Consider the following 13,049-nt stretch of genomic DNA (forward strand, 5'->3'; position numbering starts at 1 on the left):
TCAGTGATTCAGGGAGTGCATGGCTGCCACCTAGGATGCTGCGGCCAGCAACTCAGCAACCCTCGGGGCTACCTCGGTGCCGTAGAGCTCGATGCAGCGCATCATGGATTGATGCGGCAATGTTCCATTGCTGTATTTGAGGTCGAAGCGGTCCACGCCAAGGTTCCGCTTGAGCAGGGCGATTTTCTGCGCCACGGTTTCCGGTGAGCCGACGTAGAGAGCACCTTCGGGGCCGCACATGGCATCAAACTCGCCACGGTTCCCTGGACCCCAGCCGCGTTCGGAACCGATCCTGTTACGTTGCTCCAGCCAATGCGGGAAGAGTTCCTCGCGGGCAGCATCGTCCGTGTCAGCGATGAAACCGGGTGAGTGCGTTGCGATCTGACGCATCGGATGGCCGTACTTGGCCATCGCCTCACGGTACAGGTTGACCAGCGGTGCGAAGCGGCGGGGCTCACCCCCGATGATGGCGAAAATAATGGGGTACCCATATTCGGCACAGCGCAGCACCGACTCAGGTGTACCTCCGACGCCAATCCAGGCCGGCAACAAGTGGTGCTGCAATTTCGGGTATACCTGCAGCCCGTTGAAGTTGGGCCGCGTGCGGCCCTCCCAATGAACCGGTTTCTGGGCCCGAACCTTGTCGAACAGCTCCAGTTTTTCCTCGAACAGGACTTCGTAGTCCGCCAGGTCCAAGCCAAACAGCGGGAACGACTCCACGAACGAACCCCTGCCGAGCATTACCTCAGCCCTGCCGTTGGACAACGCGTCCACTGTGGCGAAGCGCTGGAAAACCCGGATCGGATCATCTGAGCTGAGCACGGTAACGGCCGACCCCAAGCGAATCCGTGAGGTAACTGCGGCTGCCGCTGCAAGGAAGACCTCGGGCGCGGACACAGCGAAATCGCGGCGATGGTGTTCGCCCACACCAAAGGCATGGATTCCGACGGCGTCAGCCAGCTTCGCTTCCTGCAGCAACTCACGCAGGACGCGCGCATGCTCCTTCGGGTTCCCATCGGCATCCACACCGGCGTCGCCAAAAGTGTTCAGGCCGAGCAGGATCTCGTTGGCCCCTACCGGAGCGGTGGGGTCGGAGGAAACGGATGTCATCAGGACTCCTTCAGCCAGCCTGCCAGTTCGGAGGCCCAGTAGGTCAGGACGGTGTCTGCTCCGGCACGCTTGATGCCGAGCACGGATTCGGTGATGGCACCGCGCCTGTCGATCCAGCCGTTGGCCGCGGCCGCTTCGATCATGGCGTACTCGCCAGAGATTTGGTAGGCCGACACCGGCACAGGGCTCATGGCTGCAACGTCAGCCAGGATGTCCAGGTAACTCATTGCGGGCTTGACCATGACCATGTCGGCGCCCTCTTCGAGGTCCAGCTCAACTTCCAGGATGGCCTCCCGACGGTTGGCAGCGTCCATCTGGTAGGTCCGGCGATCGCCCTTGAGCTGGGAATCCACGGCCTCACGGAAGGGGCCGTAGAACGCTGACGCGTACTTGGCAGCATAGGCAAGTACGGCCGTGTTCTTGTGTCCGGATTCTTCCAGTGCCTGACGGATCACCGCGATCTGGCCGTCCATCATTCCCGAGGGGCCCAAGACGTGGGCTCCGGCGTCGGCCTGGGCGACTGCCATCCGGCCATAGATCTCCAGCGTGGCGTCGTTGTCCACATAGCCATCGGAATCAAGGACGCCGCAGTGGCCGTGGTCCGTGAATTCGTCGAGGCAAACGTCGCCCATGATGACCAGGTCATCGCCGACCTCGGCCTTGACGTCACGAATGGCCTTGTTCAGGACGCCTTCAGGGTCCAGCGAGGCGGTGCCTTGCGCGTCACGTACCGCGGGCACGCCGAACAGCATGATGCCGCCGACGCCCAACTCCACGGCTTCCGCGGCCGCCCGCTTCAGGGACTCGGTGGTGTGCTGGACGACCCCCGGCATGGAACTGATGGGGCTCGGCTCGGTAAGTCCCTCCCGGATGAACGCTGGAAGGATCAGGTCCGCGGGCGCCAGACGGGTCTCGGCGGTGAGCCTGCGCATGGCGGGAGTTGTGCGCAAGCGGCGGGGACGATGGTTCGGAAAGCTCATTGCGGGTTCCCTTCGTTGGCGAAAATAGACTCCAGGGCGGCCACAATGCCGTCCGGGGTTGGTTCTTTGGCTGTGACTGCAACGGCGAGGCCGATCCGCGAGGCCTCTGCCGCCGTCGGACGCCCGATGGCGACTAAGCGGCAGGTGCCCAAAGCAGGAAATAATTGGGCGATACGACGTGCAGCGCTGGGAGAAGCAGCCACTATTGCGTCCAGGGTTCCGGCATCGAGTGCGGTTCGTGCCTCTTCAGGGCTGAGCGTTGCCGGAACGTCTGGTGCGGAAAGCGCGACGCCGGACGGTAGTTCCGCTGTGAGGCGGAGTTCCGCACGGGCAGGGTAATCGACCGTGTGGTAGGCGACAACGGACGTCACGTCCGCGCCGGTGGCGGCCAGGCCGTCCCGCAGGCCGGGCGAAGCTATGTCAGCCTGAGGCAGGAAAACCCTTCCATTGGACGCCTCCCATACAGCAAGCAAACCCTCGGCCGACTGGACTTCCGCCGGCGCCAAGGCGACAGTAAGGCCGACGGATTCAAGGACCTGACGGGAGGAGGGACCGATGGTGGCCACCTTCGTATCGGCTGGGACAAGGTCAGCGAGGGCGATGCCGCGCTGAGAAGCTTTCTCCAACAGAACCCGCACGGTAGTGATGCTGCTGATCACCATCCAGTCGAAGTCGCCGGCCACCAAACGGTCCAAGGTGGCGTCAAGGGGAACCTGGTTTCCCGCCTTCTCAAAATCGATGAGCGGCAGCACCAGTGGCTCCGCTCCCAAACCTGTCAAAAGCGACGCCAGCGGACGCGCACGGTCGGCGGTCCTGGTAATCAGGACGCGCCGACCGGTCAGCCCGTTCAATTCATGCGTCTCAGGACGCCGCAAGGTCCGCGATCTCCGCGGCGCCGGCAGCGAGCAGGAGCTCCGCCACTTCGATGCCGAGCAACGTGGCTCCGACTTCCGTGAGGCCGTCGGTGGCTTTCTTCTCGCGCACAGTCTTGGTGCCATCCACGGCACAGACCACTGCTTCAAGGTGCAGCATGCTGCCCTTGCGGAAGGCGTAGGCGCCCACGGGAGCTGCACAACCGGCTTCAAGCCTGGCCAGGACTGCACGCTCGGCCGTGACGGCGAGGCGGGTGTCGTCGTCGTTCAGCGCCGCAAGGGCCTGTGCGAGCACGCCGTTTGACCCTTCGGTGGAACCCGCTGTACGCGGGGCGTCGTTGGTCCGGCATTCGATGGCCAACGCACCCTGTCCGGGCGCGGGAAGCATGACGTCGGATTCGAAGAACTCGCTGACAGTGTCCAGGCGGTCCATGCGCTCCAAGCCCGCAGCAGCCAACACCACGGCGTCGAGGTCACAGGACTTGCCCGGCACAACTTCCTCGGTGAGGTTTCCGGGCAATCCCGGGACACGACCGAGGCGAGTGTCCACATTCCCACGGATATCGAGTACCTCGATATCCGGACGTGCAGCCCGAAGCTGAGCGGCACGCCGTGGCGAGCCTGTGCCTACTTTGGCACCGCCCGGCAGTTCGGCAAGAGTCATACCGTCGCGTGCACAGAGAACGTCACGTACATCCACCCGCTTGGGAGTTGCTGCGATGCTCAGGCCAAGTGCGGCTCCCGTGGGCAGGTCCTTCAGGGAGTGCACGGCGACATCACAGGTATCAGCGAGAAGGGCATCACGCAGGGCAGCAACGAATACGCCTGTGCCGCCCATCTGGGAAAGGGATCCGGTTTTGACGTCGCCCTCGGTCTTGATGTGCACGAGCTCTACGGGGAAGCCGCCGACGGCAGCCAACTGGTCCGCTGTTTGCTGCGTCTGCGTCAGGGCAAGTTTGCTCGCCCTGGTGCCGATGCGAACAGTCACTTGGCAGCCTCCGGAGCCGGGTAGGCGTCGTGGCCGATACCGATTCCGGCGCCAACTTCGGAGATGACGGGTTTTGCCCCGCGGAAGTTCTCGCAGCAGTTGGGACGGCAGACGTCGTACCAAGGGCCCAGGTCGGTGACGTGGGGACGTTCGGCGATGTTGTTGTCCACTGTGCGTTCGCAGATCAGGTCCACGAGGCCGGACACGAAAGCCGCGTGCGTACCCGGTGTGGGCACACGGGTGGCCTCGATGTCCAGGTTCTTGCAGGTTTCCAGTGCCTCGGTGTCCAGATCCCAGGCAACTTCCATATGGTCGCTGACAAAGCCAAGGGGAACGATGACCACACCGCGGACGCCCTCGGGGGCGATCTCCTCAAGGTGGTCATTGATGTCCGGTTCCAGCCAGGGAATGTGCGGCGCGCCCGAGCGGGACTGGTACACGAGGTCCCAAGCCACGTTCGGCGCCACAGCGTCCATGATGGCTTTGGCATTGGCAAGGTGCTGTGCAGCGTAGGCGGAACCTTCCGCAAATTCGCGCGGCTCGTCTTCGGACCTGCCTGCGGCCTCTGCATCCCGGGTAGGAATGGAGTGGGTGGCGAACAGCACTCGAATTTTCGAATCCGGGTCCGCTTCGCCTGCGGCGGCGAGCTTCCCACGGATCTCCTCCAGGCCGGCGGCAGTTCCCTCAAGGAAGGGCTGGACTACGCCGGGGTGATCGAAGTACTGACGGATCTTGTCCACTTCAAGTTTGCCGTCCAAACCGGTTTCGGTCAGCGCAATACCAATGTCTTCGCGGTACTGGCGGCAGCTGGAGTAACAGGAGTAGATGCTGGTGGTGAGCATCAGGATCCGGCGGTGTCCGGCGTCGTAAGCGTCCTGCAGGACCGGAGCGATGTACGGGTCCCAGTTCCGGTTGCCCCAAAGGACCGGCAATTCGATCCCCCGCTGTGCCAGTTCGGCCTCGATCGCGGCCTTCAGCTCACGGTTCTGCTGGTTGATGGGGCTGATTCCACCAAAAGCCCGGTAGTGGTGCGAGACCTCTTCGAGGCGCTCGTCCGGGATCCCGCGGCCACGGGTGACGTTGCGCAGGAAGGGAATGACGTCATCCTGGCCTTCAGGACCACCAAATGATGCGAGCAGCACGGCGTCGTACCGCTTGGGTTCCTGCCGCCCACGCTCAGTGACGGCGTTCGGTGCTGTGGAGATAACGGGCTGGGTCATGCCAGGACCTCGGCAATCTCGGCAGCCGTGACGCGGCGGCCGGTATAGAAGGGGATTTCTTCGCGGACGTGGTGTCGCGCTTCCGTGGACCGCAGGTGGCGCATCAGGTCCACCAGGTCCACCAGTTCAGGTGCTTCGAGGCCGAGGATCCATTCCCAGTCGCCCAGGGCAAACGAGGAGACAGTGTTGGAAATGACCTGCGGGAATTCGCGCCCAAGAAGGCCATGGTCGCGGAGCATCTTGCCGCGCTCGTCCGTGGGCAATAGGTACCACTCGTAGGAACGCACAAACGGGTAGACGCAGAGCCAGGTGCTGGGCTCTACGCCGCGTGCGTAGGCGGGCACGTGGCTCTTGGAGAACTCAGCTTCGCGGTGCACGCCCATGGCGGACCAGACGATGTCGGTTCCTGCGAAGAGCTTGCTGCGGCGGATGGACCGAACAGCTGCCTGCAGGTCCTCCGGCTTGGGCCCATGGAGCCACACCATGATGTCAGCGTCCGAGCGCATAGCCGAGACGTCGTAGCTGCCCCGGAGGATCACGCCGCCCTCCGCGAGCTTCTCCGCAAGGGCTTCGAATTCCTGTGCAGCATCGCCGCTGCGCAGGACGTCGGCCGAGCGCTTGAAGACCGTCCACAGGGTGTAGAACTGTTCTTCGGTTTCAGCAGTTTTAGTGACAGATTCGGCAGAAGTGTGGCTCATGGTTCAAGTTTGCCCCGTGCCAGCCCCTAAGTCGAAACGGATCAGTTCTACAAGCCGTAGAAGTGATGCAAATCACAAATCTGACAGTCAGCCGGCCCGCACGGCGGCGAGTTGCGCCCGCGTGTCAGCCACAACTGCGGCAAGGCCGTTTCCGGCCAACCAGCCGCCCACCACGCTAAGTCCGTCCGCTGCGGCGCACACCTGGCGGACTTGCGCCACGCGCTGTTTATGACCGACGGCGGCGAACGGCAAGGCGCCCGCCCACCGCACCACATCCCAGTCAACGATGTCCGCCTGCGAAATGGGAACGGTCAGCAGCGTGGAAGCATCCTCCAACGCCGCCGCCAGCAGAGAATCGTCATCGAGGACAACATCCCCGCCCCCGCCAGCTTCTTCACGCCGGCCGTAGGAAAGGCGCAAAACGTGCGTGCCGGGACCAGCTTCGTCGGCCAGCCAATCCCACTTGGCCGTTGCATGAGTCAGCGCCTTGGCCCTGATCCCCGGGGTTTCAGGCGCGACCAGGATCCCTGTCCCCCGCGGCCTGCCATCGAGCTGGGGCAAGTCCACCACCATCGTCACCAGGCTCACCAGCGGTCCGGGAGCCGGGCGGAGGCTGGACAGCTCAGGCAAGGACTTCTCCAGCAACCCAACAGCGGCCGGGCCGTCAAGCGCGACCACCAGGCGGCCGGCGTCGTACGTGGCATTCCCGGCGGTGACCCGCCAGCCCTCCGGTGCCTTAACGACGTCGTCGGCGTGTTGACCCGTGAGCAACTCGGCTCCACGTTCCCGGAGGTCCGCCACGAGCGCGTACACCAGGGTGTTCATTCCACCCCTCAAGCCCGCGACGGCGGAACCCGCCTTGGCCGGACCAGACGCACCGCCGGAACCCTTGGCGGCTTTGCGTTGAGCCGCCACAGCGGCGGCGAGTGAGCCCTGGGCGCGAATCCCAGCGCGCAGCCCCGGGGCCACCATGTCAACATCCAAGAGGGCAGGGTCGGCCGAGTGAACGCCGCCCACTACGGGTGAAACAAGCCGTTCAAGAACTTTTTTGCCCATGCGGGCGCGGACCAAAGAGGAAACGCTGGTGACGTCCGAAGACGTGCCAACAGAAGCCGGGAGCCAGCGGTCCAAGGAGGCCCTGATGGCTCCGGCGAGGCCCAGGGAACGCCGTACCTCCGGGTCCCACGGGTTCGCCGGAATCCCAAGCACTCCCGTTTTTGGGAGCTCCTGCGGGCCGTCCGGCAGCTGCACCCAAGCACCGCCCGGGTGCGGAGCTACGATCCTGTCCGCCAGTCCAAGTTCACGTGCGAGGTCGGCTACAGCTGTGGACCGGGTGGCGAACGATTCCGCCCCGCTGTCCAGGTGCAGCCCGGCAACAACATGGCTACCCACGCAGCCGCCCCAGCCCTGGCTTGCCTCAAGGACAGTAACCGCAGAACCGGCCAGGGCCAGTTCCCGTGCGGCGATCAGGCCCGAGATGCCACCGCCCACTACGACGGCGGCTGGTCCTGCGACTGTTGCCTTGGGCGTTGGGTGTCCCCCGCGCATTGTTCCTACTCCGCGGGGATGGAGTGAATGAGCTCCACGACGCGCGTCAGGACTGTGGGGTCCGTTTCGGGAGGAACTCCGTGGCCGAGGTTCAGTACGTGGCCCGGGGCGTGGGAACCGGCGGCGATGACTTCGCGGACGTGGGCTTCAAGGACCTCCCACGGGGCAGACAGAAGAGCGGGGTCGATGTTGCCCTGCAGCGGCACGGTGCCACCGAGACGACGGTTGGCCTCGTCCAGGGGCAGCCTGTAGTCCACGCCCACGACGTCCACTCCGACGTCGCGCATGGCAACCAGCAGTTCGGAGGTACCGGTGCCGAAGTGGATCAGCGGTGCCCCGAGTCCACGGACATGGTCAAGCGCGCGGGTAGATGCCGGCGCCACGTACTTGGTGTAGTCAGCCAGGCCCAGGGATCCGGCCCACGAGTCAAAGAGCTGCGCTGCCGAAGCGCCTGCCTCAAGTTGGGCTTGGAGGAACATGCCTGAGGTGTCGGCAGCCCAGTTGGCCAGCGCGGCCCAGGTCTCGGGATCCGCATGCATCATGGTCCGCGGGCCGAGGTGGTCACGCGAGGGCTTCCCTTCAACCATGTAGGCGGCAAGGGTGAACGGTGCACCGGCGAAGCCAATAAGCGGCGTCTTTCCCAGCTCGGCAACCGTCAGGCGGACGGCTTCACGGATGGGCTCCAGCGCTTCCCACGTCAGCGTGGGCAGGGCAGCAACGTCGGCTGCTGTCCGGACCGGCTTATCCAGGACGGGTCCCACGCCGGGGACGATGTCCACACCGACACCGGCGAGCTTCAGCGGAATGACGATGTCCGAGAAGAAGATGGCGGCGTCCACATCGTGGCGGCGAACAGGTTGGAGGGTAATCTCGGCGGCGAGTTCCGGGCGGAGGCAAGAGTCCAGCATGGCCACGCCCTCGCGCACCTTCAGGTACTCCGGAAGGGAACGGCCAGCCTGGCGCATGAACCACACCGGCCTGCGGGAAGGGGTGCCACCGCGGTATGCCGTGATCAGCGGCGAGTCCGAGGTCCGACCGTCCTTCAGCGGGTGGTTGGCGTCGAGGGTTCCCGCCGGGGCGTTGGAGGCCGTACTGTTGGATGCTGCCGCGCTAGAAGTCATGCCTTCGATTGTGCCGAAAATCCGGGGCAAAAGATAACGACAAGCTGTCACGTCGCGCCCCGCCCGGGCCGTTGTGGCCGGGATCACCCGCCTTCGTGTGGATCACCACGGCGCCACATTGTTCTACCGGGCTACGAAAAAGCTATGATTGGGGTGCTGTGGTTCTTTTCTCATTGGTGGCTACACACGCCGACATCGACCTCGAAACCGTCGCTCAGTTGAGCAACGGTTCCTCTGAGCTTGCCTCGGCAGCCCTGACAGATTCCTCTGTGGTCTCCGGAGCCGTGGTTCTGGCCACGTGCAACCGCTACGAGGTTTACGGCGAAACTGCCAACGGCGCTGACCTTGAGGCAGCCCGTTCCGCCCTCGTTTCGCAGATCAGCGAACTCAGCGGCCTCAATGAGCAACTCGTCTCCCGCTCTTTTGCCACACACACCGGCCCGGACGTTACCCGGCACCTCTTCGCTGTGAGCGCCGGACTGGATTCAGCCGTAGTGGGTGAGCGTGAAATCGCCGGCCAGGTCCGCCGTGCATTGATCACCGCCCAGCAGGAAGGCACGGCCAGCTCCGGCCTCGTGCGTCTTTTCCAGGCAGCATCCAAGACCGCCAAGGATGTAGGCGCGCAGACTGCCCTCGGCTCGCGTGGTCTTTCGATCGTGTCTGTTGCGTTGGACCTGGCCACCGACCTCGCCGAGAACGACGATTGGTCCACCAAGAAAGTGGTGGTCTTCGGAACCGGTGCCTACGCCGGCGCCACTATGTCGCTGCTCCGTGAGCGTGGCTGCACGGATGTTGCCGTCTATTCGTCTTCCGGCCGCGCCGAAGGTTTCGTCGCGACCCGCGGTGGAACAGCACTCGACGCCGACACCCTTCCCGCTGCTGTTGCCGCAGCTGACGTCATGATCGGCTGCAGCGGTTCCGACAACCGGGTGGAGGCCGCGGACCTTGCCCGTGTCCGGGCAAGTTCGGGCAAACCCTTGATCGCAATCGACCTCGCCCTCACCCATGATTTCGACCCCGCAGTAGGCGAACTCGACGGCGTTGAACTCCTGACGCTCGAATCCGTTCGGCTCGCGGCCCCCCAGGAACAGGCAGAGTCACTCTCGCAGGCCAGCGCAATCGTCAACGGTGCCGCAACGTCATTCGAGTCAGAACGCGAAGCCCGCTCCGTGGACACCGCCATCGTGGCGCTCCGCCGCCACACCATGAACGTCCTGGACGCGGAAATGGAAAAAGTCCGCGCCCGTCACGGCTGTACTGCCGCTGCCGAAGAGGTGGAGTTCGCTTTGCGCCGGATGGTCAAGCAGCTCCTGCACATCCCCACCGTCCGGGCGCGTGAACTCGCGGCAAACGGCCAGCAGGACGACTACGTTGCCGCGCTCGAGGCCCTCTACGGCATCCAGGTGGAACAGCCCCGGGCCGTTGCCCCGTCCGCTGAGTGCCCGGTTGACCACGAGCAACTCCGCTCCGAAAGCGCCTAGCCGCCAGATTGCCGCCCGCCGCTCAGCTGGCCTGCGTTAGCTGGGCGCCCACCTCTCCGCCTAGTAGACGGGCTTCTGCGGCTCCACATCCCGCACCCAGGCGAGAATACCGCCGTCGAGATGGCTGATGCGGGTGTAACCCGCCTTTTGTGCCGCTTCCAGGACTGCAGCCGAGCGCGTCCCCGCCTTGCAGTGGAACACTATGTCTTTGTCCTGCGGCAGCTCTACCCACGCCTCGCCGGAGAGAATGCGGCCCTGCGGAATGAGCCGCGAGCCATCGATGCTGACGATGCTGTGCTCGCCGGACTCACGGACATCCACGAGTTCGAAGTCCCGCTCCCCCAGCTCCCGTTCGGCAAGCATCCCGGCGAGGTCCTTGGCGGTAACAGTGTGAGCCTGGTCCGTGGCTGCCGGCGGCGTCACGCCGCAGAAGGCTTCGTAGTCGGTCAGTTCAGTGATGGGTTCGGCTTCCGGATCCTTGGAGACCTTGATCTCGCGCCAGCTGCCGCCAAGAGCGTCGAAGAGCGCCACACGGCCGAGCAAGGAACGTCCGACGCCGGTGATCAGCTTCACGGCCTCAGTCACCATGAGCGATCCAACCGCTGCGCACAACATGCCGAACACCCCGCCCTCGCCACAGGACGGCACAGACCCCGCGGGAGGCGCTTCAGGGTAGAGATCCCTGTATGTGGGCCCGTGTTCGGCCCAGAAGACGCTCACCTGGCCGTCAAAACGGAAGATGGAGCCCCAGACATAAGGCTTACCGAGGATGGCAGCGGCGTCGTTCACGAGGTATCGCGTGGCGAAGTTGTCGGCGCCGTCCAGGATGAGGTCATATTGCGCAAACAGCTCCAGCGCGTTTGAAGAGTCGAGCCGGATGTCATGCAGGACCACGTTGACCAAGGGGTTGAGCTCTGCAATGGCATTGCGCGCGGATTCGATCTTGGGCGTACCCACGTCCTTCACACCATGGATGACCTGTCGCTGCAGGTTGCTGAGGTCCACCACGTCGTCGTCCACAATGCCAAGAGTGCCCACGCCTGCGGCGGCCAGGTAAAGCAGAGCCGGGGACCCGAGGCCTCCGGCGCCGATGACGAGGACTCTGGCATTCTTAAGCCTGCGTTGGCCCAGGGCGCCAATTTCGGGAATGATGAGATGCCGGGAGTACCGCTCCACCTCGGCCGGAGTGAGTTCGGCGGCAGGTTCGACGAGGGGCGGCAGGACAGCGGGCGCAGCCGTGTGGGCAGCAACAATTGAGGCCATACCCCAATGTATGCCTGCAGATGCCGCGTGGTCATATTACCCCCCGGTAGAGTAGTCATAACTGCAAAGGAAAGGCGGCAGACTGTGGCTGACGGCACACGGGCAAACGATGGAGCACCGGCCAAGCTGGAACGGGCAGGTACAACGCGTTCACCAAGGTTGCCGCGGGACGAGCGCCGCGCACAGTTACTGAACGCGGCATTGGAAGTTTTCGTCTCCAACGGTTTCCACGGCGCGGCCATGGACGAAATCGCGGAAGCCGCACATGTGAGCAAACCAGTGCTTTACCAGCACTTCCCGTCCAAGCGCGAGCTTTATATGGCTCTCTTGGACAGCCACCTGGCAACCTTGACGCAACTGATGCTCGACGCCTTGAACTCCACCACGGACAACAAGGAACGCGTCAAGGCCGTCATGCGCGCCTACTACAGGTTCATCGCCGACGACGACCAAGCCCACCGCCTGGTGTTCGAGTCCGACCTCATCAACGACCCCGACGTCAGTTCGCGTTTGGAGACTTTCAACAAAACGTTCGCGGACGCCGTGGCCCACGTGATTGCGGAGGACACCAAGCTGCCCCCGCTTGAAGCGCAGCTGCTTGGGCGTGGTTTGGCCGGAATGGCGCAGGTCAGCGCCCGGTACTGGCTTGAAACGGATGGAAACCTGGACCTCGATGTGGCCAGCGATCTGATCTATCGTTTAGCTTGGCGCGGAATCAGTCGTTTCCCCAAAGAGTCCTAGGCTACAAATAGAGGACTGACTTAACCCTTGATTGGCTTGGAGGCCTTGCTGTGGAAGTAAAGATCGGCATTCAGAATGTTGGCCGTGAGATCGTGCTCGAATCCTCTTTGGATGCCGATGCTGTTGCCAAGATCGTGGCCGAGGCCGTGACCAAGGGCTCCGAACTTCGCCTGACGGACGAGAAGGGCCGCCAGATCATCGTTCCGGGCAACGTCCTGGGCTACGTGGAGATCGGCGCGGAGGAAGTCCGCCGCGTAGGCTTCGGCGCCCTCTAGCCCAATCCCCGCGTCTCGTCGTCCGCTAAGGAGTTTTCATGCTTTCTCTCGTCGTGGTGGTTTTGGCCACCATTGCCACCGGATTCATCGTGTGGGCCAACGACAAGCGGCACGGCAAATACGGGATCGCGCTGCCGGCCGGCGTCTCAGCAGCTGTCGGCACGCTGAGCTGGATCGCTTTCATCAGCGCCGGATTGGGCTACCAGCCGGGCGCCATATGGATTCCGTGGGTCCTGCCCATTGTGCTCGGGACCGCCGCTGCGGTTGCCGTGGTGCTCTTCCTGGGCCGGACCCGAACGAAACACGACACTGCGGCGCTCACCAAGGCCCTGCGGCTTTAGGGCCTTAAGCCCGCGAGGTGGCAGTTAACACCAATGGCCAAGCTTGGGATTGGTGTTAACTGCCATCTCGGCTCTTTACGACGCCGGATACCGCTCAGGCTGCGCAGCTGCGCCTACCCTTGCGGCCGCATCGCTCACAGCGGTGGCAGCGGCAACGTCACGTTTGGTCACTTGGCCGCCCGCATCGTGGGATACGTAGCGGAGAAAAACCCTGTTGTAGCGCCACTCCAGATCCGGATGATGATTTTGATCCTCGGCGATCTCTCCAACCGCGGCGATGAGCGCTAGCGCGTCCGCCGCCGTCGAGGTTTTATATACAGTCACCAGGCCACCTTGGTACTTCCAGTCCGGAAGGTCCCCGAGGGCATCATTGATGGCTGCTTCAGTCAGTTGGTCTTCCGTGCCTGCCAT

At 63.9% G+C, this 13,049-nt stretch carries 14 protein-coding genes; 4 read left to right on the plus strand and 10 right to left on the minus strand.

All coding sequences use genetic code 11. The annotated features are described in order from the left end of the window. Positions 1-30: 30 nt before the first annotated feature. From ACNAOT_RS15490 to hemE, 8 genes are all read right to left on the minus strand, one after another. Positions 31-1,110, minus strand: coding sequence for an LLM class flavin-dependent oxidoreductase (locus ACNAOT_RS15490; protein ID WP_420178496.1), 1,080 nt, complete (start codon positions 1,108-1,110; stop codon positions 31-33). Further along, complete coding sequence (gene hemB, locus ACNAOT_RS15495) at positions 1,110-2,090, minus strand: porphobilinogen synthase (protein WP_179017115.1); 981 nt, start codon at positions 2,088-2,090, stop codon at positions 1,110-1,112. Before hemB ends, ACNAOT_RS15490 begins: the two co-directional genes overlap by 1 nt. After that, positions 2,087-2,941 carry a uroporphyrinogen-III synthase gene (locus tag ACNAOT_RS15500; protein ID WP_420178497.1) on the minus strand — a complete coding sequence of 285 codons (855 nt, stop codon included), beginning with the start codon at positions 2,939-2,941 and terminating at the stop codon, positions 2,087-2,089. Before ACNAOT_RS15500 ends, hemB begins: the two co-directional genes overlap by 4 nt. 10 nt (positions 2,942-2,951) lie before the next feature. Beyond that, positions 2,952-3,950, minus strand: coding sequence for a hydroxymethylbilane synthase (gene hemC / locus ACNAOT_RS15505; RefSeq protein WP_420178498.1), 999 nt, complete (start codon positions 3,948-3,950; stop codon positions 2,952-2,954). Next, positions 3,947-5,170, minus strand: coding sequence for a ferrochelatase (locus tag ACNAOT_RS15510; RefSeq protein WP_420178499.1), 1,224 nt, complete (start codon positions 5,168-5,170; stop codon positions 3,947-3,949). The genes hemC and ACNAOT_RS15510 overlap by 4 nt, the downstream gene beginning before the upstream one ends. Then, entirely contained in the window at positions 5,167-5,868 is a 702-nt protein-coding gene (gene hemQ, locus ACNAOT_RS15515) for a hydrogen peroxide-dependent heme synthase (RefSeq protein ID WP_091468698.1), read from the minus strand. The genes ACNAOT_RS15510 and hemQ overlap by 4 nt, the downstream gene beginning before the upstream one ends. Before the next feature lie 87 nt (positions 5,869-5,955). Continuing rightward, a complete protein-coding gene (gene hemG, locus ACNAOT_RS15520; protein WP_420178500.1) occupies positions 5,956-7,416 on the minus strand; it encodes a protoporphyrinogen oxidase in 1,461 nt (486 codons plus the stop codon). Positions 7,417-7,421: 5 nt separating this feature from the next. Beyond that, a complete protein-coding gene (gene hemE, locus ACNAOT_RS15525; protein ID WP_091468702.1) occupies positions 7,422-8,537 on the minus strand; it encodes a uroporphyrinogen decarboxylase in 1,116 nt (371 codons plus the stop codon). Positions 8,538-8,695: 158 nt separating this feature from the next. Between hemE and ACNAOT_RS15530 the strand changes: the two genes are divergently transcribed. Continuing rightward, a complete protein-coding gene (locus ACNAOT_RS15530) occupies positions 8,696-10,018 on the plus strand; it encodes a glutamyl-tRNA reductase (protein WP_420178501.1) in 1,323 nt (440 codons plus the stop codon). Between the two features lie 60 nt (positions 10,019-10,078). Here the strand turns inward: ACNAOT_RS15530 and moeB are convergent, their stop codons facing one another. Next, on the minus strand, positions 10,079-11,281 hold the full coding sequence (moeB, locus tag ACNAOT_RS15535) for a molybdopterin-synthase adenylyltransferase MoeB (RefSeq protein WP_179017110.1): 1,203 nt from the start codon (positions 11,279-11,281) through the stop codon (positions 10,079-10,081). A 6-nt stretch (positions 11,282-11,287) separates the two neighbouring features. On the opposite strand from moeB, the gene ACNAOT_RS15540 reads away from it, so the two are divergent. From ACNAOT_RS15540 to ACNAOT_RS15550, 3 genes are read left to right on the plus strand one after another with little or no spacing between them, the layout of a single operon-like run. Further along, positions 11,288-12,022: a TetR/AcrR family transcriptional regulator gene (locus ACNAOT_RS15540; protein WP_420178502.1), complete on the plus strand. Its 735-nt coding sequence runs from the start codon at positions 11,288-11,290 to the stop codon at positions 12,020-12,022. A gap of 50 nt (positions 12,023-12,072) precedes the next feature. Continuing rightward, positions 12,073-12,297: a DUF3107 domain-containing protein gene (locus ACNAOT_RS15545; RefSeq protein ID WP_091468712.1), complete on the plus strand. Its 225-nt coding sequence runs from the start codon at positions 12,073-12,075 to the stop codon at positions 12,295-12,297. Positions 12,298-12,335: 38 nt separating this feature from the next. Then, the gene (locus ACNAOT_RS15550; RefSeq protein ID WP_420178503.1) at positions 12,336-12,638 is read left to right on the plus strand and encodes a hypothetical protein; all 303 of its coding nucleotides are present in this window, start codon (positions 12,336-12,338) and stop codon (positions 12,636-12,638) included. Positions 12,639-12,713: 75 nt separating this feature from the next. On the opposite strand, the gene ACNAOT_RS15555 is transcribed toward ACNAOT_RS15550, so the two are convergent. Continuing rightward, positions 12,714-13,049 (minus strand): 4a-hydroxytetrahydrobiopterin dehydratase, encoded by a 336-nt coding sequence (locus ACNAOT_RS15555; protein ID WP_420178504.1) that lies wholly within the window; start codon positions 13,047-13,049, stop codon positions 12,714-12,716.

Origin of the sequence: Paenarthrobacter sp. TA1.8 (assembly GCF_048595705.1) — a bacterium.
In the GTDB taxonomy this organism is placed as follows: Bacteria; Actinomycetota; Actinomycetes; order Actinomycetales; family Micrococcaceae; genus Arthrobacter; species Arthrobacter nitroguajacolicus.